The 20,405-nt window shown below is 59.5% G+C and carries 18 protein-coding genes; 11 read left to right on the top strand and 7 right to left on the bottom strand.

The annotated features are described in order from the left end of the window. Positions 1–49: 49 nt before the first annotated feature. A complete protein-coding gene (locus tag ACOYXH_RS24290; RefSeq protein WP_460409992.1) occupies positions 50–700 on the bottom strand; it encodes a DedA family protein in 651 nt (216 codons plus the stop codon). Positions 701–907: 207 nt separating this feature from the next. Between ACOYXH_RS24290 and hemB the strand changes: the two genes are divergently transcribed. Continuing rightward, a complete protein-coding gene (hemB, locus tag ACOYXH_RS24285) occupies positions 908–1,921 on the top strand; it encodes a porphobilinogen synthase (RefSeq protein ID WP_008084506.1) in 1,014 nt (337 codons plus the stop codon). An 18-nt stretch (positions 1,922–1,939) separates the two neighbouring features. After that, positions 1,940–4,165 carry a polyphosphate kinase 1 gene (ppk1, locus tag ACOYXH_RS24280; protein ID WP_093429741.1) on the top strand — a complete coding sequence of 742 codons (2,226 nt, stop codon included), beginning with the start codon at positions 1,940–1,942 and terminating at the stop codon, positions 4,163–4,165. A gap of 246 nt (positions 4,166–4,411) precedes the next feature. Here the strand turns inward: ppk1 and ppx are convergent, their stop codons facing one another. The 5 genes from ppx to ACOYXH_RS24255 all read right to left on the bottom strand — a co-directional run bounded on the left by ppx (position 4,412) and on the right by ACOYXH_RS24255 (position 8,987). Beyond that, positions 4,412–5,914, bottom strand: a complete 1,503-nt coding sequence (ppx, locus tag ACOYXH_RS24275; RefSeq protein ID WP_093429742.1) for an exopolyphosphatase — start codon at positions 5,912–5,914, stop codon at positions 4,412–4,414. A gap of 220 nt (positions 5,915–6,134) precedes the next feature. Further along, entirely contained in the window at positions 6,135–6,872 is a 738-nt protein-coding gene (locus tag ACOYXH_RS24270) for an amino acid ABC transporter ATP-binding protein (RefSeq protein WP_220557154.1), read from the bottom strand. Then, on the bottom strand, positions 6,859–7,509 hold the full coding sequence (locus tag ACOYXH_RS24265; protein ID WP_095049376.1) for an amino acid ABC transporter permease: 651 nt from the start codon (positions 7,507–7,509) through the stop codon (positions 6,859–6,861). The genes ACOYXH_RS24270 and ACOYXH_RS24265 overlap by 14 nt, the downstream gene beginning before the upstream one ends. Beyond that, complete coding sequence (locus ACOYXH_RS24260; RefSeq protein WP_095125810.1) at positions 7,506–8,180, bottom strand: amino acid ABC transporter permease; 675 nt, start codon at positions 8,178–8,180, stop codon at positions 7,506–7,508. Before ACOYXH_RS24260 ends, ACOYXH_RS24265 begins: the two co-directional genes overlap by 4 nt. A 21-nt stretch (positions 8,181–8,201) precedes the next feature. Further along, positions 8,202–8,987 carry a transporter substrate-binding domain-containing protein gene (locus tag ACOYXH_RS24255; RefSeq protein ID WP_095049377.1) on the bottom strand — a complete coding sequence of 262 codons (786 nt, stop codon included), beginning with the start codon at positions 8,985–8,987 and terminating at the stop codon, positions 8,202–8,204. 256 nt (positions 8,988–9,243) lie between these two features. Here ACOYXH_RS24255 and ACOYXH_RS24250 point away from each other — a divergent pair, with 256 nt between their 5' ends. The 7 genes from ACOYXH_RS24250 (at position 9,244) to ACOYXH_RS24220 (ending at position 17,379) form a co-directional block, all read left to right on the top strand. Beyond that, positions 9,244–9,951 (top strand): FadR/GntR family transcriptional regulator, encoded by a 708-nt coding sequence (locus ACOYXH_RS24250; protein WP_095049378.1) that lies wholly within the window; start codon positions 9,244–9,246, stop codon positions 9,949–9,951. Positions 9,952–10,071: 120 nt separating this feature from the next. Then, a complete protein-coding gene (trxA, locus tag ACOYXH_RS24245) occupies positions 10,072–10,401 on the top strand; it encodes a thioredoxin TrxA (protein WP_003206727.1) in 330 nt (109 codons plus the stop codon). 250 nt (positions 10,402–10,651) lie between these two features. After that, complete coding sequence (gene rho, locus ACOYXH_RS24240) at positions 10,652–11,911, top strand: transcription termination factor Rho (RefSeq protein ID WP_003229334.1); 1,260 nt, start codon at positions 10,652–10,654, stop codon at positions 11,909–11,911. A gap of 126 nt (positions 11,912–12,037) precedes the next feature. Then, positions 12,038–13,999, top strand: a complete 1,962-nt coding sequence (locus tag ACOYXH_RS24235; RefSeq protein WP_258708963.1) for an acyltransferase family protein — start codon at positions 12,038–12,040, stop codon at positions 13,997–13,999. Positions 14,000–14,079: 80 nt separating this feature from the next. Beyond that, positions 14,080–15,546, top strand: a complete 1,467-nt coding sequence (gene ubiD / locus ACOYXH_RS24230) for a 4-hydroxy-3-polyprenylbenzoate decarboxylase (RefSeq protein WP_095049380.1) — start codon at positions 14,080–14,082, stop codon at positions 15,544–15,546. Beyond that, a complete protein-coding gene (locus ACOYXH_RS24225) occupies positions 15,546–16,514 on the top strand; it encodes a CDP-6-deoxy-delta-3,4-glucoseen reductase (protein WP_095049381.1) in 969 nt (322 codons plus the stop codon). The genes ubiD and ACOYXH_RS24225 overlap by 1 nt, the downstream gene beginning before the upstream one ends. 196 nt (positions 16,515–16,710) lie before the next feature. Beyond that, positions 16,711–17,379, top strand: coding sequence for a gamma-glutamylcyclotransferase (locus ACOYXH_RS24220; RefSeq protein WP_095049382.1), 669 nt, complete (start codon positions 16,711–16,713; stop codon positions 17,377–17,379). Here the strand turns inward: ACOYXH_RS24220 and glpT are convergent. Beyond that, positions 17,355–18,704, bottom strand: a complete 1,350-nt coding sequence (glpT, locus tag ACOYXH_RS24215) for a glycerol-3-phosphate transporter (RefSeq protein ID WP_016985912.1) — start codon at positions 18,702–18,704, stop codon at positions 17,355–17,357. The genes ACOYXH_RS24220 and glpT overlap by 25 nt on opposite strands. A 224-nt stretch (positions 18,705–18,928) precedes the next feature. Here glpT and ACOYXH_RS24210 point away from each other — a divergent pair, with 224 nt between their 5' ends. Together ACOYXH_RS24210 and ACOYXH_RS24205 are read left to right on the top strand one after the other, a co-directional pair. Next, positions 18,929–19,558: a flagellar basal body-associated protein FliL gene (locus ACOYXH_RS24210; protein ID WP_258708962.1), complete on the top strand. Its 630-nt coding sequence runs from the start codon at positions 18,929–18,931 to the stop codon at positions 19,556–19,558. A 178-nt stretch (positions 19,559–19,736) separates the two neighbouring features. Beyond that, positions 19,737–20,351, top strand: coding sequence for an energy transducer TonB (locus tag ACOYXH_RS24205; RefSeq protein ID WP_220557152.1), 615 nt, complete (start codon positions 19,737–19,739; stop codon positions 20,349–20,351). Positions 20,352–20,405: the final 54 nt, after the last annotated feature.

Raw genomic sequence — 20,405 nt, 5'->3', positions numbered from 1 at the left:
GTCGGCCAGCCCGCTCAGTGCCGGCGGGCTGTAGCAAGTCGCCAGCGAGTTATTCGGCTGGCGTCTTCGGTGCGGCAGGCTTGCGTTCTTCGGCTTGATTCAGCAGTGCAGCTTTCGCGGCTTGCTCGTCGGCGTAAACCTGTTTGGCCAGCCGCGCATTCTTGAAGCGGCGGCGCAGCCACAGGCCGACGCCAAGAATCAGCAGCGCCCCGAGTACCCACAACTCGTACTTCTTGATGCTGCCGAGCATGCCTTCCAGTACCGCACCGAAGTGGTAAGCGGCGGCAGCCAATGCGGTCGCCCAGATCGCCGCACCGATGCCGTTGAGCAGCAGATAACGTCCCGGCGGATACCCCGACAGACCGATCGCCACCGGCATCACTGTGCGCAGACCGTAAACGAAACGGAAACTCAGTACCCAAATGTCAGGATGCTTACGAATGTGCTCCAGCGCGCGGTCGCCCATCAGCTGCCAGCGCGGTTTGCGCGCGAGTAATTTGCGCCCGTGCTTGCGGCCGAGGAAGTACCACAGCTGATCGCCGGCATAGCTGCCGAAGAACGCCACGACCACCACCAGGTTGATGTCCATGTATCCACGAAACGCGAGGAAGCCCGCGAGCACCAGAATGGTTTCGCCTTCGAAGAACGTGCCGAGGAACAAGGCAAAGTAGCCAAAGTCATGCAGAAATTGTTGGAGCATTGTCTGGGTGCTGGCGAAATGAACGCGCAGCCTAACCCTTCGGACACATTCATGAAAGTGTCCAAATGTGTCTCGACGTGAACAATTCCTACACTGACAATGGAATGCGGCTACATGTCACGGGGCACACATAACTGTCATCTGTTCGTCATAATGGCCGTCTATAACTGTCACGCTCGCCCGTTTGCGCGGGCTCAGGAGTCCGCCGTGAGCTTTACCCCTGCCAATCGTCTGTTCCCTGCCACTCGCCTGCGTCGCAACCGTCGTGATGATTTTTCGCGTCGGCTGGTGCGGGAAAATGTGCTGACAGTCGATGACCTGATCCTGCCGGTGTTCGTGCTCGACGGTGAAAACCGCCGCGAAGCCGTGGCCTCGATGCCTGGGGTAGAGCGGCTGACGATCGATTTGCTGCTCGAAGAAGCGGCCAAGTGGGTGGAACTGGGGATTCCGGCGCTGGCGCTGTTCCCGGTCACTCCGCCCGAGCTGAAATCCCTCGACGCCGCTGAGGCCTGGAATCCCGAAGGCATCGCTCAGCGCGCCACCCGCGCTCTGCGTGAGCGTTTCCCTGAGCTGGGCGTGATCACCGACGTCGCGCTCGATCCATTCACCACCCACGGCCAGGACGGCATTCTCGACGAAGAAGGCTACGTACAGAACGACATCACCGTCGACGCACTGGTCCGTCAGGCGTTGTCCCATGCTGAAGCTGGCGCGCAGGTGGTGGCGCCGTCGGACATGATGGACGGTCGCATTCAGGCAATCCGCGAAGCGCTGGAAATCGCCGGCCACGTCAACGTGCGGATCATGGCTTATTCGGCCAAGTACGCCAGCGCCTATTACGGCCCGTTCCGCGATGCTGTCGGTTCGGCGTCGAACCTCGGCAAGGCCAACAAGGCCTCTTATCAGATGGACCCGGCCAACAGCGACGAAGCGCTGCACGAAGTCGGCGCCGACTTGTCTGAAGGCGCGGACATGGTCATGGTCAAGCCCGGCATGCCGTATCTGGACATTCTTTTCCGGGTAAAAGATGCCTTCAAAGTGCCGACCTTCGTCTATCAGGTTAGCGGCGAATACGCCATGCACATGGCGGCGATCCAGAATGGCTGGTTGAGCGAGGCGGTGATTCTCGAATCACTGACCGCCTTTAAACGTGCCGGCGCTGATGGCATCCTGACTTACTTTGCTGTCCGCGCCGCTCAATTGTTACGAGAGCAGAAATAGCCCTCCCAGGAACATTCAATGAATACCGAAGGACTCACGGAAGTTGCAGTAAAAGAAGCTCAACCGGTGGTCGAGCAAATCACCGAGACCCCGCCGGAGCTGGAGCCTGCGCCACCCGCGCCAGTCGCCGAACCTGTCGCGGCGGCGCCAGTGATTGCCATACCGGGCCTGGATGACAGCAGCCTGTACATCCACCGTGAGCTTTCGCAACTGCAATTCAACATCCGCGTGCTGGAACAGGCGCTGGACGAGTCCTATCCGTTGCTGGAACGCCTGAAGTTCCTGCTGATCTTCTCCAGCAACCTTGACGAATTCTTTGAAATTCGCGTCGCCGGCCTGAAGAAGCAGATTACCTTCGCCCGTGAACAAGCCGGTGCTGACGGCTTGCAGCCGCATCAAGCGCTGGCGCGGATCAGCGAGCTGGTTCACGGTCACGTTGACCGTCAGTACGCGATCCTCAACGACATCCTGTTGCCGGAGCTGGAAAAGCATCAGGTGCGCTTTATTCGTCGCCGCCACTGGACGACCAAGATCAAAACCTGGGTGCGCCGCTATTTCCGCGACGAGATCGCGCCGATCATCACCCCGATCGGCCTCGACCCGACGCACCCGTTCCCGTTGCTGGTGAACAAGAGTCTGAACTTCATCGTCGAGCTCGAAGGCATCGATGCCTTCGGTCGCGATTCCGGTCTGGCGATCATCCCGGCACCGCGTTTGCTGCCACGAATCATCAAGGTGCCGGAAGAAGTCGGCGGCCCGGGTGACAACTATGTGTTCCTGTCGTCGATGATCCACGCCCACGCCGATGACCTGTTCCAGGGCATGAAGGTAAAAGGCTGCTATCAGTTCCGCCTGACCCGAAATGCCGACCTGGCGCTCGATTCCGAAGACGTCGAAGACCTGGCCCGCGCCCTGCGTGGCGAGCTGTTCTCGCGTCGTTACGGTGACGCGGTGCGTCTGGAAGTCGCTGACACCTGCCCGAAACACCTCTCGGACTACCTGCTCAAGCAGTTCAACCTGAGCGAGAGCGAGCTGTATCAGGTCAACGGCCCGGTCAACCTGACGCGGCTGTTCAGCATCACCGGTCTGGACAGTCATCCGGAGCTGCAATACACGCCGTTCACCCCGCAGATCCCGAAACTGCTGCAGAACAGCGAAAACATTTTCAGCGTGGTCAGCAAGCAGGACATCCTGCTGCTGCACCCGTTCGAGTCGTTCACCCCGGTGGTCGACCTCCTGCGTCAGGCGGCGAAAGACCCGCACGTGCTCGCTGTGCGCCAGACGCTGTACCGCTCCGGTGCCAACTCCGAGATCGTCGATGCGCTGGTGGATGCCGCGCGTAACGGCAAGGAAGTGACGGCAGTCATCGAGCTGCGTGCACGGTTCGACGAAGAGTCCAACCTGCAACTGGCCAGCCGTCTGCAAGCGGCCGGTGCGGTGGTGATCTACGGCGTGGTCGGCTTCAAGACCCACGCCAAGATGATGCTGATCCTGCGTCGCGAGGCCGGCGAGATCGTCCGTTACGCGCACCTCGGCACCGGGAACTATCACGCCGGTAACGCCAAGCTCTACACCGACTACAGCCTGCTGACCTCCGACGATGCCTTGTGCGAAGACGTCGGCAAACTGTTCAGCCAGTTGATCGGCATGGGTAAAACCCTGCGCATGAAGAAGCTGCTGCATGCGCCCTTCACCCTGAAGAAGGGCATGCTCGACATGATCACCCGCGAGACGCAATTTGCGCTCGACGGCAAACCGGCGCACATCATCGCCAAGTTCAACTCGCTGACCGATCCGAAGATCATCCGCGCGCTGTACAAGGCCAGCCAGTCCGGCGTGCGCATCGATCTGGTGGTGCGCGGCATGTGCTGCCTGCGTCCGGGCATCGCCGGTGTTTCGCACAACATCCATGTGCGCTCGATCATCGGCCGATTCCTGGAACACACCCGCGTGTTCTACTTCCTCAATGGCGGCGATGAGCAGATGTTCCTCTCCAGCGCCGACTGGATGGAGCGCAACCTCGACAAGCGCGTCGAGACTTGCTTCCCGGTCGAAGGTAAAAAGCTGCTGACCCGGGTGAAGAAAGAACTGGAGCTGTATTTGACCGACAATACCCACAGCTGGAGTTTGCAGTCGGATGGTCGTTACATCCGCAACACGCCGACCGGCAACCAGAACCCGCGGAGTGCGCAGGCGACGTTGCTGGAGCGGTTGGGTAGCCCGATCTTGCCGGTGAGCAGTTGAGGCCTTGAAGGTCAAAAGCCCCTCACCCTAACCCTCTCCCAGAGGGAGAGGGGACTGACCGGGTTGGATGGGCGAGTTACGCCGACCTGAACTACCGAGTCGAACTCAGGCCTTGAAGCCAACGGAGATCGGCTCCCTCTCCCTCGGGAGAGGGCTGGGGTGAGGGGGAAGGCCCACCTCCAATTTCAAGCCGAACCCAATAAAAAAGGCGATCCCTGTGGATCGCCTTTTTTGTGCCTGCCCGACTCAGTGGACGGTAAGGACGATACCAACCCGCGTCAGCCAATCCGCCTCAAGCCCGAAATCCGCCTGAGTCAGCTGGTTCTCATCCAGCCAGTTCTCCGGGAATTCCACATCGAGGGTGTTGCCCTTGGCATGCAGCACCACCTGCGGCATCGCCTGAGTACCGCGAATGTGGTGGAACAGGATCGCAAAGCGCAGCAGCACACAGAGGCGAATCAGCTTGTCGCCGTCGTCGCCGAAATCGGCAAACTTGTCCTTGGGAATGTTGCGGCGATGACCACGCACCAATAGCGCGAGCATCTGTTGGTCTTCGCGGGAGAACCCGGCGAGGTCCGAGTGTTCGATCAGGTAAGCACCGTGTTTGTGGTAGTGATAGTGCGCGATGTCGAGACCGACTTCGTGCACTTTCGCTGCCCAACCGAGGAGTTCGCGCCAGATGCCGTCGTCCAGCTCCCAGTCCACTGCCACCTGGTCAAACGCGTGCAAGGCTTTGCGCTCAACCCGCGCCGCCTGTTCCAGGTCGACGTGGTAACGCTCCATCAGCGAGGTCAGGGTGCGCTCGCGCACGTCTTCATGATGATGACGGCCGAGCAGGTCGTAGAGCACGCCTTCACGCAGAGCGCCGTCGCAGTGGTCCATGCGTTGCAGTTCGAGGGCGTCGAAAATCGCTTCGAGAATCGCCAGACCCGCCGGGAAGATTGTCCGGCGATCAGGCTTGATGCCTTCGAAATCGATCTTGTCGACGTCACCGAGCTTGAACAGGCGGCGCTTGAGCCACGCCAGGCCTTCGGCATTCACTTCGCCAGTGCCGTGACCGCCGGCCTTCAGCGCCAGGCCGATGGCACGGATGGTGCCCGAGGAGCCGATGGCTTCATCCCAGGTCAGGCGATGCAGGGCGTGTTCGATGCTCATGATCTCCAGCCGCGCCGCGGTATACGCCTGGGCGTAGCGGGCCGGGGTGATCTTGCCGTCCTTGAAGTAGCGTTGAGTGAAGCTGACACAGCCCATTTGCAGGCTTTCGCGCAACAATGGCTCAAAGCGCTGGCCAATGATGAATTCGGTACTGCCGCCGCCGATATCGGCGACCAAACGTTTGCCCGGGGTGTCGGCGAGGGTGTGCGACACGCCCAGATAAATCAGGCGCGCTTCTTCACGGCCGGAAATGACTTCCACCGGATGACCTAGGATTTCTTCGGCGCGGTGGATGAATTCGAGGCGGTTGCGCGCTTCACGCAGGGCGTTGGTGCCGACGATGCGCACGGCGCCCAGCGGCATACCGTTGATCAGTTGGGCAAAACGCTTGAGGCAATCGAGGCCGCGTTGCATCGATTCTTCGTTGAGATGGCGCTCATCGTCGATGCCGGCGGCAAGTTGAACCTTCTCGCCGAGGCGTTCGAGAATGCGGATTTCACCGTTCTGGGCCTTGGCCACGACCATGTGAAAGCTGTTCGAGCCCAGGTCGATTGCGGCGATCAGGGACAGATTCTTGGCTTGGGATTGCGGCATGGTCAGGGGGTCTCGGTCGATAACCCCGTCATCGTGCCACGATCAAACGCTGGCGCCAACGCGCATGGTTCAAACCGCCGGAGCGCGCACCCCGAACCTGATCGTTCCCACGCTCTGCGTGGGAATGCCTCACCGGACGCTCTGCGTCCGCTTTTGGGACGCGGAGCGTCCCTGGCTGTATTCCCACGCGGAGCGTGGGAACGATCAGGATGAGGCAGATTCAGGCTGTCGCTTCCACCGTGCCAATAAAGTTCGCCAGCTCTGCCGTCTGCGGATGGGCAAACAACACCTTCGGATCCCCCACCTCATGGACTTTGCCATGATGCATGAACACGAGTTTGTCGCCGACCTCGCGGGCAAAGCGCATTTCATGGGTGACCATGATCAGCGTCATACCTTCCTTGGCCAGTTGTCGCACCACGCTGAGCACTTCATTGACCAGTTCCGGGTCGAGCGCCGAGGTGATTTCATCGCAAAGCAACACTTTTGGCGACATCGCCAGCGCCCGGGCAATCGCTACCCGCTGTTGCTGGCCCCCAGACAACCGATCCGGGAAGGCATCGAACTTTTCCCCGAGCCCCACGCGCTCCAGCATCTCCCTGGCCAGCTCCGCAGCGTTGGCTTTCGGCACTTTCTGTACCACCTGCGGCGCGAGCATGACGTTTTCGCCCACGGTCAGGTGCGGGAACAGGTTGAACTGCTGAAACACCATGCCGACTTTCTGCCGCAGGCTGCGCAGATCGGCGCGGGCGGCGTCGAGGTATTCGCCGTCGACTTCGATCACGCCGTCATTGATCGATTCCAGACCATTGAGGGTGCGCAGCAGGGTGGATTTGCCCGATCCGCTGCGGCCGATGATTGCCACGACCTGGCCTTCCTCGACGCTGAGGTCGATGCCTTTAAGCACATGGTGATCGCCGTAGTATTTATGCAGGGCGGAAATTCTAAGCAGAGGCATGCAGTCTCCTTTCCAGGTAGCGCGCACTGAGGGACAAGGGGTAGCAGAGCAGGAAGTAGCCGAGGGCGACGAGGCCGTAGACCATGAACGGTTCAAACGTGGCATTGGCGAGCATGCCGCCGGTCTTGGTCAGTTCGGTGAAGCCGATGATCGAGGTCACGGCAGTGCCCTTGACCACCTGCACCGAGAAACCCACGGTCGGCGCCACAGCGATGCGCAGTGCTTGCGGCAGGATCACGTAGCGCAGTTGTTCCAGCGGATTCAGCGCCAGACTCGCCGAGGCTTCCCACTGGCCATGGGCGATCGACTCGACGCAGCCGCGCCAGATCTCCGCCAGATAAGCGCTGGTAAACAAGGTCAGGGCAATCGCTGCGGCCATCCACGGCGAGATTTCGATCCCGGCCAGCGCTACGCCGAAGAACACCAGAAACAACTGCATCAACAGCGGCGTGCCCTGAAACAGCTCGATCCAGGTGCGGGCGATGCTGCTCGGCACAGAGTTTTTCGAGATACGCATGACCAGGATCAGCAGCCCGACGATCCCGCCACCAATGAACGCCACCAGCGACAGCGCCAGTGTCCATTGCAGGCCGGTGAGCAGGTTGCGCAGGATGTCCCAAAAGGTGAAATCGCTCATGCGCGGCTCCCGCTTCGACTGATATAGCGTCGGCCAATCCAGTTCAGCAACTGGCGAATCAGCAGCGCCATGCACAGGTAGATCAGCGTGGTCAGCGCATAGGTTTCAAAGGCGCGGAAGTTGCGCGACTGAATGAAGTTGGCGGCAAAACTCAGCTCTTCGGTGGCGATTTGCGAACACACCGCCGAGCCGAGCATGACGATGATGATCTGGCTGCTCAGGGCCGGCCAGACCTTGCCCAGTGCCGGCAGCAGCACCACGTGGCGGAACGCCTCGAAACGCGTCATCGCCAATGCCGCTGCGGCTTCCAGCTGTCCGCGCGGGATTGCCTGAATGCCGGCGCGAATAATTTCCGTCGAATAAGCACCGAGGTTGATCACCATCGCCAGCACCGCCGCTTGCCACTCGGAAATCTGCACGCCCAGCGACGGCAGGCCGAAGAAGATAAAGAACAACTGCACCAGAAACGGCGTGTTGCGGATCAACTCGACGTAGACGCCGAAGATTGCCGAGAACGGGCGGATGTTCCACGCCCGCACCAAAGCCCCGACAACTCCGACACCGACCCCGAGCAACGCACCGATGGCCGTCAGCTCAAGGGTGAACAGCGCCCCGCGCAGCAACAGGTCGGTGTTTTCCACCACCGGCATGAAATCGAACTGATAAGCCATGAAGGTCTCCCGCGCAGTCGATCAGAGATCGGCCGGCAGCGGCTCTTTCAGCCAGGTCTGCGAATTCTTTTCCAGTGCGCCGTCAGCCTTGGCGGTGGTCAGGATGTCGTTGACCTTGGCCAGCAGCGCCGCTTCGTTCTTGTTCACGCCAACGTAGACCGGCGAATCCTTGAGCTTCACTTTCAGCGCAGGGACGCGTTTCGGGTTCTTTTCGCTGATCGCGACCATCACCACGTTGCCGCTGGCGATCAGATCAACCTGGCCGGCGAGGTAGGCGGCGATGGTCGAGTTGTTATCTTCGAAGCGCTTGATGGTCACGCCTTCGGGGGCGACTTTGCTCAGTTCGATGTCTTCGATGGCGCCACGGGTGACGCTGATGGTTTTGCCCTTGAGGTCGTCGAGGCTGGCGATGGCCGCATCTGGCGGGCCGAACACGGCGAGGTAGAACGGCGCATAAGCACGGGAGAAGTCGATGACTTTTTCGCGCTCAGGGTTTTTGCCGAGGCTGGAGATCACCAGATCGACTTTGCCGGTGGTCAGGAACGGGATGCGGTTGGTGCTATTCACCGGGGTCAGTTCGAGTTTGACCTTGAGCTGGTCCGCCAGCAGTTTTGCCGTGTCGATATCGAGGCCGCGCGGTTTCATGTCCGGGCCGACCGAGCCGAATGGCGGGAAGTCCTGGGGCACGGCGACTTTCAGCGTGCCGCGTTTGACCACGTCGTCGAGACCGTCGGCGTGCGCGGGGGCCTGGCTGAGCAACAGGCTGGAAAACAGAGCGGCGAGGAGGGCGCTGTAACGCTTGGTCATGGACAATCTCCGGATCGGCGGGAAGTGATTTCTGCGATCGGACAGAGCATGGGCCGTGCCAATACACCGGTTTCGACGCGGCAGACCGCGGTTTCAGCGGCTTTGTTCGGTCTTACTGGTCTGAACAGTCAGGTTGTTTTTCGCACTGCCATGGCGCACCGGTGTGGTTCGCCGAACCCTGCTGGGGCACGACTTGCCGGACTCGGCGAATAGCTTTACAACTAGCCGCACATTGGCCTGGCGCGTCTGAAAAACCATGAACTCGATTTCCCGTGCGGTACCCGAAGTGGCGCTGCAAGCGATCCGCAAACTGATCACTGAGCAGGGTTTCGGTGCGGGCGATGCGTTGCCGTCGCAACGGGACCTGGCGCTGCAACTGGGCGTCAGCCGGGCGTCGTTGCGTGAGGCGTTGTCCTCGCTGAGTGCGCTGGGTGTGGTCAGTATTCAGCCGGGCAAAGGCGTGTTCGTGCAGTCGCCCGTAGAGTTGCCGCGTGGCGCGCAGGCACCGGGCTGGCCATTTGCGGCGCAAGCGTCACCGCTGGATATCTTTCAGTTGCGCTATGCGCTGGAAGGCTTCGCCGCAGGGCTGGCGGCGGTCACGTTAAGCACGTTCGATCTGGATGCGCTCGAAGACAACGTTGCGGCCATGCGTGACCAATTGAGGGCTGGTGACTTTGAGGCAGCAGCAAAACTGGACTTCGAATTCCACCGCCGAATCCTCTTGGCCAGCGGCAATCAGGCGATGTTGAGCATCCTCACTGCCAGCGCCGAGATCTTTCTCGAGAGCCAGAAACTACCGTTCATCCGCACCGAGCGCGCCATGGAAACCTGGCAGGAACACCGCAAGATCCTCCGGGCCCTTACACGCCGCGCCTCCGGTGCTGCACAAAAAGCCATGCAGGAACACGTGCGCAACGCCGCCCTGCGTACCGGAATTGCTTTCATTGCCCCCGCCACGACGTGACTTGAGCTATACCCAAACTCATCGAGTGCCATAGCAAGACTCAATCAACTGCGGCTTCCTGAACAGGGGAAGGGCGGCTATGATGGGCCACGTTTTTTTGCTTACAACCTGGAGAATTCCATGAGCAGCGATCTTATCAAACACGTTAGCGACGCTAGCTTCGAAGCCGACGTACTCAAGGCCGAAGGCGCTGTCCTGGTCGATTACTGGGCTGAATGGTGCGGTCCTTGCAAAATGATCGCTCCGGTTCTGGACGAGATTGCCGAGACTTACAAAGGCAAGCTGACCGTTGCCAAACTGAACATCGACGAAAACCAGGAAACCCCGGCCAAGCACGGCGTGCGTGGTATCCCGACCCTGATGCTGTTCAAGAACGGCAACGTTGAAGCGACCAAAGTCGGCGCCCTGTCGAAGTCGCAACTGGCGGCTTTCCTCGACGCCAACATCTAAGCGTCGCTGTAAAGTGCCTGAAAAAAAGCCCCGCAAATTAGCGGGGCTTTTTGCGTATTCAGGGCTAGACGCTCCGAAACTCAGGTGGTACATTCGGCCCCGCACTGGTTTCTCCATTGCCCCCTGCTAGCCGTCGCCGACGCACTCCTTTTCGAATTAGTTCGCGATCCTGTCGCCTTCTCCGCGGCGCGGCCTCATTAAGCCAAAAGCTTAATTTCCCCCCCTCCATAAATGATTACGTCATTCCTATATGAATCTGACTGAACTCAAGCAAAAGCCGATTACCGAACTGCTCGAATTGGCCGAACAGATGGGCATAGAAAATATGGCCCGTTCGCGCAAGCAGGACGTGATTTTCTCCCTGCTGAAAAAGCACGCGAAAAGCGGCGAGGAAATCTCCGGTGATGGCGTGCTGGAGATTCTCCAGGACGGCTTCGGCTTCCTGCGCTCCGCTGACGCTTCCTACCTGGCCGGCCCGGACGATATCTACGTCTCGCCAAGCCAGATCCGCCGTTTCAACTTGCGCACCGGTGACACCATCGTTGGCAAGATCCGCCCTCCGAAGGAAGGCGAGCGGTATTTCGCCCTGCTCAAGGTCGACACGATCAACTTCGATCGTCCCGAGAACGCGAAAAACAAGATTCTCTTCGAGAACCTGACTCCGCTGTTCCCGACCGTGCGCATGAAGATGGAAGCCGGTAACGGCTCCACCGAAGACTTGACCGGTCGTGTCATCGACCTGTGCGCCCCGATCGGCAAAGGCCAGCGTGGTCTGATCGTTGCACCGCCGAAAGCCGGTAAAACGATCATGCTGCAGAACATCGCCGCGAACATCGCCCGTAACAACCCTGAAGTTCACCTGATCGTGCTGCTGATCGACGAACGTCCGGAAGAAGTAACCGAAATGCAGCGCACCGTGCGCGGCGAAGTGGTTGCCTCGACCTTCGACGAGCCGCCGACCCGTCACGTACAGGTAGCCGAAATGGTGATCGAGAAGGCCAAGCGCCTGGTCGAGCACAAGAAAGACGTGGTGATCCTGCTCGACTCCATCACCCGTCTGGCCCGTGCCTACAACACCGTGATCCCGAGCTCCGGCAAGGTATTGACCGGTGGTGTCGATGCCCACGCCCTCGAGAAGCCAAAGCGTTTCTTCGGTGCCGCGCGTAACATCGAAGAAGGCGGCTCGCTGACCATTATCGCCACCGCGCTGGTTGAAACCGGCTCGAAGATGGACGAAGTGATCTACGAAGAGTTCAAGGGTACCGGCAACATGGAACTGCCTCTGGATCGTAAGATCGCCGAGAAGCGTGTGTTCCCGGCCATCAACATCAACCGCTCCGGCACCCGCCGCGAAGAGTTGCTGACCGCCGACGACGAACTGCAGCGTATGTGGATCCTGCGCAAGCTGCTGCACCCGATGGACGAAGTGGCTGCCATCGAGTTCCTGGTCGACAAGCTGAAGACGACCAAGACCAACGACGAGTTCTTCTTGTCGATGAAGCGTAAGTAATACACACGCTGTAAAAAAGAACGCTCCCGAAAGGGGGCGTTTTTTTTGCGTACGCGCCGCATAACTTTCGTAACGCGCTACTGTCCTTGTCTGGAGCGGTTTGTACCTACAAGGATAAGAAAGGTTATGCACACGTTTGGCAATCGCCGTGATATCGACGGATTACGGGCGCTGGCGGTTATTCCCGTCGTCCTGTTTCATTTCGGATTCAACACATTCAGCGGCGGCTTTGTCGGCGTTGATGTGTTCTTCGTCATTTCCGGTTTTCTGATCACTTCAATCCTGTTTCGTGAAATCAGCGCGCAGCGCTTCAGCTTCCTCGACTTCTGGGGGCGTCGCGCCCGACGCATCCTGCCGGCGTTGACTGTGGTTGTGGTGGTGACGCTGGCATTAGGCTGGCTGTTGCTGACGGCCAAGGACCTTGCCGAACTGGGGCGAACGATTCGTTACCAGTCGCTGTTCATTTCCAACATCCTGTTCATGCGTGAAGACGGCTACTTTGCGCCGGCGTCGGAACTCAAGCCGTTGCTGCATACCTGGTCGCTGGCGGTGGAAGAGCAGTACTACATCTTCTTCCCGTTGATGATGGTCTTGCTGATGCGCTACCTCCGTCATTGGCGCTGGATGCTGTTCGCCGTGCTGCTGGTGTCGTTCGGCCTGAACATCATCTACATCGAACGCCGGCCGGAGTTTGCCTTTTTCTCGTTGCCGACCCGCGCGTGGGAGCTGCTCTGCGGGGCCATGCTGGCGGTAATACCCGTGCCTAAGCATGTTGCGCGGCCATGGCTGCGGCAGTCCGTTGGCCTTGTCGGGCTTGCGGCGGTGCTGGTGGCGGTGTTTACCTTCGACAAAACCACAGTGTTCCCGGGTTGGGCGGCGCTGTTGCCGGTATTGGGCACGACGGCGCTGATCTGGTCGGGTGCACAGGGCCCAACGTGGGCGGGCCGGTTGTTGAGTATCCGGGTTCTGGTGTGGATCGGCTTGCTCTCCTATTCGCTGTATCTGTGGCATTGGCCGGTTTACGTGTATGCCAATGCGATCTCCATCGACGGTATCCAGCCGCTGGAAGCGCTCGGTTGGATGGCCCTGGCATTGGCGCTGGCCTGGCTGAGCCTGCGCTATATCGAACTACCCTTCCGTGAAAAGCGTGTATTCGCCAGCCGTAACTCAGTGTTGATAGGAGGTTTGGTGTCGATCGCCGTGCTGGCGATTACCGGTTCGGCCATTCGTTCGGCAGACGGCGTGCCGCAGCGCCTGACCGGCAAGGCACTGGAATATGCGCAATCGCGCGAGTGGAATGCGGGGCAGTCGAACTGCATGCACTTGAGCACGGACAAGGCACTGACCAAATCCTGCCTTGTGGGTGGTGATCAACATATAACGGCGACGAAAATGTTCTGGGGCGACAGTCACGCCGCCGCGTTGTTGCCAGCCATCGAAGGCAATGCCGGGCGCAACGTGCAGCCGGTGTGGCTGTACAGCTTGACCGGGTGCCCGCCGATCATCGATGACCACTTACGCCCTCAGTGCAAAGACTTCAACCAGCGCAACATGGACCGCGTCAGGAGTCTGGGGATCAAGGACGTGGTGTTGGCGGCGAACTGGAGCCTGTACGTTTATGGTCGTGAAGACGGCGATGGCGATATACAGTTCCTGCTTGATCGCAAGGACAACCCGCGCCAGGCAGAGCAGCGCATGGCTGCCGCCCTCAAGGCGCAAGTGGCCGAGTTGCGTGAAGCGGGTGTGCAAGTCTGGCTGTTCAAGGAAGTGCCACTGCAACACAAGAGCTTCATCGACCGTCTGACCAGTCTGGCGCGCATCGGCCGTTCGGCAGAAGGTCTCGGTCGCCCGCTCAACGAACATTTGGCTCGCCAGCAGTTTTTCACTTCGTTGTTCGGCTCGATGAGCGCCGCTGATTCCGGCATTCATGTCATCGATCCGACGCCGCTGATGTGCAAGGACGGCTTGTGCGCCATCGATGTCGATGGCCACTCGCAATACAAGGATGCCGATCATCTTTCGGACGTTGGCAGCGCCAGACTGAGCCCGTTGTTTGCGCCATTGATGCTGGGCACCAGCGACAATTGATTGATGCCAGGCTCTGACGGGCTGCTGTTTGCCCGTCAGAGCAGGTAGGATGTACGCCTATTTTGAGGGTGCCATCGTCAATGAAATTCAAGGATCTTCGGGATTTCGTGCAGCAGCTTGAGCAGCGCGGAGAGTTGAAACGCATCCAGATTCCCGTCTCGCCGGTGCTGGAAATGACCGAGGTGTGCGATCGCACGCTGCGGGCCAAGGGCCCGGCGTTGCTGTTCGAGAAACCCACCGGCTACGACATCCCGGTGCTCGGCAACCTGTTCGGCACGCCTGAACGGGTGGCGATGGGCATGGGCGCCGAATCGGTCAGCGAGCTGCGCGAAATCGGCAAGCTGCTAGCGTTCCTCAAGGAGCCGGAGCCACCGAAGGGCTTGAAAGACGCATGGTCGAAACTGCCGATCTTCCGCAAGATCATCTCGATGGCGCCGAAAGTCGTCAAAGACGCGGTGTGCCAGGAAGTGGTCATCGAAGGCGACGACGTCGATCTGGCCATGCTGCCGGTGCAGACCTGCTGGCCCGGCGACGTCGGCCCGCTGATCACCTGGGGTCTGACCGTCACCAAAGGCCCGAACAAGGATCGCCAGAACCTCGGTATCTACCGTCAGCAAGTGATTGGCCGCAACAAGGTGATCATGCGCTGGCTCAGCCACCGTGGCGGCGCTCTCGACTTCCGCGAGTGGTGCGAGAAGCATCCGGGCCAGCCGTTCCCGGTGTCCGTCGCCCTGGGTGCGGATCCGGCGACCATTCTCGGCGCCGTGACGCCAGTGCCGGACAGCCTGTCCGAATACGCTTTCGCCGGGCTCTTGCGCGGTAACCGCACCGAACTGGTCAAGTGCCGTGGTAACGACCTGCAAGTGCCGGCCACCGCCGAAATCATCCTCGAAGGCGTAATCCACCCGGGCGAGATGGCTGACGAAGGTCCTTACGGCGATCACACCGGTTACTACAACGAAGTCGACAGCTTCCCGGTGTTCACCGTCGAGCGCATCACCCACCGGATCAAACCGATCTACCACAGCACCTACACCGGTCGTCCGCCAGATGAGCCGGCGATCCTCGGCGTTGCGTTGAACGAAGTGTTCGTGCCGATCCTGCAGAAGCAGTTCCCGGAGATCACCGACTTCTACCTGCCGCCGGAAGGCTGTTCGTACCGCATGGCTGTGGTGACGATGAAGAAGTCGTATCCGGGGCACGCCAAGCGCGTGATGCTCGGTGTCTGGTCGTTTTTGCGACAGTTTATGTACACCAAGTTCGTTATCGTCACTGACGACGATATCAACGCCCGTGACTGGAACGACGTGATCTGGGCCATCACCACGCGTATGGACCCCAAGCGCGACACGGTGATGATCGATAACACGCCGATCGACTACCTCGACTTCGCCTCGCCGATCTCCGGCCTGGGTTCGAAAATGGGCCTCGATGCCACCCACAAGTGGCCGGGCGAAACCACTCGCGAGTGGGGCCGTGTGATCGTCAAGGACGACGCCGTCACCCAACGGATCGATGCCATCTGGAATCAGTTAGGAATAGATTGATGCGTGTAACCCTGCAGCCCTCCGGAGCAGTGCTTGAGATACAGCCCGGTGAGCGGATTCTCGACGGCGCGCGGCGTCTGGGCTACGAATGCCCGCAAAGCTGCCGCAACGGTAATTGTCATGTGTGTGCGGCGTTGCTGGTTGAAGGCCGCGTCGCGCAGGATGGCAAAGTGCACGACCACGGCGAGTTCTACACTTGCATAGCCGAGCCGCTGGAAGACTGCATCCTGCTGTGGGATGGCGTGCTCGCGCTGGGAGAACTGCCGGTGCGCAGCCTGTCATGTCAGGTCATCGAATGCCGCGACGTGGGTGGCGACACCTGGCGTGTGCGGCTGCGCGCTCCGGCGGGCAAGCCACCGCGTTATCACGCCGGGCAGTATTTGATGATCGAGCGCGAGAACGGTGAGAAGTCAGCGTTCTCCATGGCCTCGGCACCGCACGGCGGGCGTGATCTTGAAATCCACGTGCTGGCGCGCGAAGCCAGTGCACTGAGCCTGATCGAACAGCTGCAACGCAACGCGATGGTGCGGGTCGAGTTGCCGTTCGGCGATACGCATCTGGCCGAGCTGCCCGACGGGCCGCTGGTGTTGGTTGCCGCCGGCACCGGCATGGGCCAGATTCACGCCCTGATCGAACACTGCCGCGCTAAAGGCTTCAAACACCCGGTGCATCTGTACTGGGGCGTGCGCCGTCCGGAAGATTTCTATGAGATCGAACATTGGGACGAGTGGCTGAAATTACCCAATCTGTTCCTGCATAAAGTCGTCAGCGATCAATGCGGTTGGGAAGGGCGCTGCGGCATGCTGCACGAGGCAGTCTGTGAAGATTTCCCGGATCTGAAACCGCTGCACGTCTACGCCAGCGGCTCGCCGGCCATGGTCTACGGCACTCTGGACGCACTGGTTGAAGCGGGCATGGACGCCCATCAAATGCGCGCCGACGTGTTCGCTTACGCCCCCCGCTCCTGATTCGTTATAACTCGCTATATAGCCGATCGGTATTTATGTAATCGCATAAATACCGCTAGGTTATATATCAATCAGGCAATCAATTAAGAACTGTGCCATGGCACTCAAATTGCCTTAAAACATATGTGCCTTATTGTTACAGCGGTGCGTTCTATTAAGTAATTCTTCACCCGCGGGGAGCTGAACGCTATTCGCCATGAGCGCCATTGAAAACGCTTTTCTGAATTTGAATTACCCTCCGCGGCTCGATCTTGGGCCGCAGCTGACGCACGAACAACTTCTCGCTTCCATGCAATCAACCATGGCGCGCCACAAGGGCGGGCCGGTGTGGCTGTTCGCGTATGGCTCACTGATCTGGCGGCCTGAATGCTCGGCGGTGGAGCGGGTGCGCGGACGCGTGCATGGTTACCATCGCGGTTTGTACCTGTGGTCGCACGAGCATCGCGGCACGCCGGAAATGCCCGGTCTGGTGTTTGGTCTGGATCGCGGCGGTTCGTGCAGTGGCTTCGCCTATCGCTTGCCGGAAGATAATCTCGACGCGGCGCTGTACGCCTTGTGGAAACGCGAGATGCCAGTGCCTTCCTACCGGCCACACTGGCTCAACTGCCGGCTCGAAGATGGCAGTCAGGTTCAGGCGTTGGGATTCGTTTTGGAGCGACACCTGCCCAGCTATGCCGGCAACTTGCCGGATCACGTGCTGAGCCAGGTGTTCGCAAGCGCTTGCGGGCGTTACGGCACCACTCGCGATTATGTCGAGCAGACCGCCCACGCCCTGCGCAGCCACGCCATGCCAGACCGTAATCTGGAGGCGCGGCTCAAGCGCTGTAAATCACAAAGCGATCAAGCGACTGCTTCACGGCTCTGACTGGCGACTTGCTTGTGCCATAGCGTCGGGGCCAGGAAGGCCATCGCCAGCAGGCAAGCGCCCACCAGCAGGACGAAACCGCCGTCCCAGCCAAAATGGTCAACGGTGTAGCCCATCGCCGCACTGGCCGCGACCGAACCACCCAGATAGCCGAACAGGCCGGTGAAACCCGCAGCCGTGCCGGCGGCTTTCTTCGGCGCCAGTTCCAGCGCCTGCAGACCGATCAACATCACCGGGCCGTAGATCAGGAAGCCGATCGAAAACAGCGCGATCATGTCGACGGTCGGGTTACCGGCCGGGTTCAGCCAGTAAACCAGGGTCGCCACGGTCACCAGCGCCATGAACACCATACCGGTCAGGCCACGGTTGCCACGGAAGATCTTGTCCGACATCCAGCCGCACAGCAGCGTGCCCGGAATGCCCGCCCACTCGTAGAAGAAGTAAGCCCACGAAGTTTTATCGACGGTGAAACCCTTGGCTTCTTTCAGGTAGGTCGGCGCCCAGTCCAGTACGCCGTAGCGCAGCAGGTAAACGAAGACGTTAGCCATGGCGATGTACCAGAGCATTTTGTTGCGCAGCACGTATTTGACGAAGATTTCCTTGGCACTGAATTCGTCTTCGTGGCTGGCGTCGTACCCTTCCGGGTAATCGTTCTTGTACTTCTCGATGGGCGGCAGGCCGACCGATTGCGGGGTGTCGCGCATGGTGATGAAGGCAAATACCGCCACGCCCAGCGCCACTGCTGCCGGTACGTAAAACGCCGCGTGCCAGTCGTTGAACAAGCCCATGCCGAGCAGGAACAGCGGGCCGATCAGGCCGCCGCCAACGTTATGCGCCACGTTCCACACGGATACCACGCCACCGCGTTCCTTCTGCGACCACCAGTGCACCATGGTCCGGCCACTTGGCGGCCAGCCCATGCCCTGGGCCCAGCCGTTGATGAACAGCAGGATGAACATCATGGTCACGCTGGACGTTGCCCAAGGCGCGAAACCGAAAATGAACATCACCCCAGCCGAGACCAGCAGGCCGAACGGCAGGAAGTAGCGCGGGTTGGAACGGTCGGACACCAGGCCCATGAGGAATTTCGACAGGCCGTAGGCGATGGCAATCGCCGACATCGCCAGGCCCAGATCGCCACGGCTGTAGCCTTCGTCGATCAGGTACGGCATGGCCAGCGAGAAGTTTTTGCGCAGCAGGTAGTAACCCGCGTAGCCAAAGAAGATACCGGCGAAGATCTGCCAGCGCAGGCGTCGGTACGTGCTGTCTATTTTTTCTTCAGGCAATGGAGCCTGATGTGCGGCAGGACGAAAGAAAGCAAACATTCAAGAGCTCCAGATTTCTTGTTTTGACTGCGGATGCGAATGTTACAGTTTCGTTACCGAAAATAGCACCGGTTCGCATCGAGCAAATAGCGGAAAATGTTGGAAGTCGCGCGTTCCTTTACGAACCTGTCGCTCAGCTGTAAGAACAGGGCGTTTTTGTCGCGCCTGGAATGTTGTGTCTTAGACTCGCGATCTATGGATCGACTGATTTCGCGAGATAAACGATGACCCCGAAAGTTCGCAGGCTATTGCCCAGACTGTTGATGGTCGCAGTGGTGACTGTTTCAGTGTTGGCACTGAGCTTCGCCCAAGGTTCTGCGGCGCCAGGCCTGCGCAATGTCACCGTGTTGATCGTTCGTCATGCGGAAAAGCCTGATGTAGGCCGTGAACTGAATGCCCGGGGCGAACAACGCGCTGCGGCTTATGCCGACTATTTCACGCCGTTGAAACTGGATGGCCAGGCGCTCACCCCTCAGCGTCTGATCGCTACCGCCGACAGCCCGGAAAGTATGCGGCCACGGCAGACACTGATCCCGCTGTCCCAGCGCCTGCAACTGCCCATCGAACAGCCCTGCGCCAATAACCAGGTCGACGAGCTGGTCACTCGGCTGCGCAAGCACAATCAGGCAAAAACCGTGCTGATTGCCTGGCACCATGGGCACATCAATAAGCTGATTGCCGCTTTCGGCGGCGATGGCCCGGCGCTGATCGGTCAGGCGAAATGGCCAGTGGATGTGTATGACTGGCTGATTGTTCTGCGCTTCGATGACAAGGGGCAGTTGGTCCAATCTCGTAGTCGGAAGGTTCAGGAACAGTTGATGCCCGGTGACGTTGCAGGCGCAAACGGCAGCTAAACATCCGTCGGAAAAATTACCTGCGACTATTCGCGCAGCGGATTTTCCCGGTTTCCCGAGGGGATCAGGGAAACGTCCTGCATGCAGCGGCGAAGGTGCGCCATTCAGTTAAAAGTCACTGCTCAGTAACCTTTGTGTTGTTGCCGGAGGGGGCAACTCACTAGGGAGGGGCAGGATCATGCGCTGGATTTTTGCTGGGCTTTTGTTGGTAATCGGCGGTTCTGCGCTGGCCTCAGAAGTGTTTTTGATACCGGAAAACAATCCCCAGCCGATTTACCCGCTGGAGCTGCAAAGGGCGGGTGTAACGGGCGAGGTGAAGGTTAGTTTCATTGCCAGTGCGGATGGTTCAGTCAGCGAAATCAGCATTCGAGAGAGCACTCATCCTGACTTGGCCGATGCGGTTCGAGACGCTATAGCGCAGTGGCGTTTCAAGCCTTGGACGGTTGAAGGGAATAAACCTGAACAGCAGGAAATCATCGCGCCAATGATTTTCAGGCTCGATCTGGATCTGCCCATTCACGTCAATCAGCAACTGAAAGCCTTGCGATGCCGTACGGTTAACGAGAACCTCGCCAACATTGCAGAGTACTCATGGATCGATTCGGCGGTATTTGCTCAAACCCGCGCCTATCTCTCGAACGTCTTCCATAAAACTCAGCTACCGGACGCACAACGTCTGGCGATGATTGCCAAGATGAATCGGCAGGTTGAAAAGATCGTCAGGGCTTGTCGGCAGAGTCCGACGCGTAAATTCATAAGCCTGTTACCAGCGGAGATTCGTGAGTTGCTTTGATAACACAGGCCAGAACGACCGAACCGGGCATTCTGGCCTGCATCGAAAGATTAC

It is taken from the genome of Pseudomonas sp. Mb7 (genome assembly GCF_054790525.1).
Note: the sequence above shows the minus strand (reverse complement) of the source record. Positions and strands in the feature narration are given on the sequence as shown.

Bases quoted from the DNA above. Each gene is read 5' to 3' on its own strand.
- ACOYXH_RS24290 (WP_460409992.1), bottom strand. From the start codon at position 700: ATGCTCCAACAATTTCTGCATGACTTTGGCTACTTTGCCTTGTTCCTC.
- ppk1 (WP_093429741.1), top strand. From the start codon at position 1,940: ATGAATACCGAAGGACTCACGGAAGTTGCAGTAAAAGAAGCTCAACCG.
- ppx (WP_093429742.1), bottom strand. From the start codon at position 5,914: ATGCCGCAATCCCAAGCCAAGAATCTGTCCCTGATCGCCGCAATCGAC.
- ACOYXH_RS24270 (WP_220557154.1), bottom strand. From the start codon at position 6,872: ATGCCTCTGCTTAGAATTTCCGCCCTGCATAAATACTACGGCGATCAC.
- ACOYXH_RS24265 (WP_095049376.1), bottom strand. From the start codon at position 7,509: ATGAGCGATTTCACCTTTTGGGACATCCTGCGCAACCTGCTCACCGGC.
- ACOYXH_RS24260 (WP_095125810.1), bottom strand. From the start codon at position 8,180: ATGGCTTATCAGTTCGATTTCATGCCGGTGGTGGAAAACACCGACCTG.
- ACOYXH_RS24255 (WP_095049377.1), bottom strand. From the start codon at position 8,987: ATGACCAAGCGTTACAGCGCCCTCCTCGCCGCTCTGTTTTCCAGCCTG.
- ACOYXH_RS24250 (WP_095049378.1), top strand. From the start codon at position 9,244: ATGAACTCGATTTCCCGTGCGGTACCCGAAGTGGCGCTGCAAGCGATC.
- trxA (WP_003206727.1), top strand. From the start codon at position 10,072: ATGAGCAGCGATCTTATCAAACACGTTAGCGACGCTAGCTTCGAAGCC.
- rho (WP_003229334.1), top strand. From the start codon at position 10,652: ATGAATCTGACTGAACTCAAGCAAAAGCCGATTACCGAACTGCTCGAA.
- ACOYXH_RS24235 (WP_258708963.1), top strand. From the start codon at position 12,038: ATGCACACGTTTGGCAATCGCCGTGATATCGACGGATTACGGGCGCTG.
- ubiD (WP_095049380.1), top strand. From the start codon at position 14,080: ATGAAATTCAAGGATCTTCGGGATTTCGTGCAGCAGCTTGAGCAGCGC.
- ACOYXH_RS24225 (WP_095049381.1), top strand. From the start codon at position 15,546: ATGCGTGTAACCCTGCAGCCCTCCGGAGCAGTGCTTGAGATACAGCCC.
- ACOYXH_RS24220 (WP_095049382.1), top strand. From the start codon at position 16,711: ATGAGCGCCATTGAAAACGCTTTTCTGAATTTGAATTACCCTCCGCGG.
- glpT (WP_016985912.1), bottom strand. From the start codon at position 18,704: ATGTTTGCTTTCTTTCGTCCTGCCGCACATCAGGCTCCATTGCCTGAA.
- ACOYXH_RS24210 (WP_258708962.1), top strand. From the start codon at position 18,929: ATGACCCCGAAAGTTCGCAGGCTATTGCCCAGACTGTTGATGGTCGCA.
- ACOYXH_RS24205 (WP_220557152.1), top strand. From the start codon at position 19,737: ATGCGCTGGATTTTTGCTGGGCTTTTGTTGGTAATCGGCGGTTCTGCG.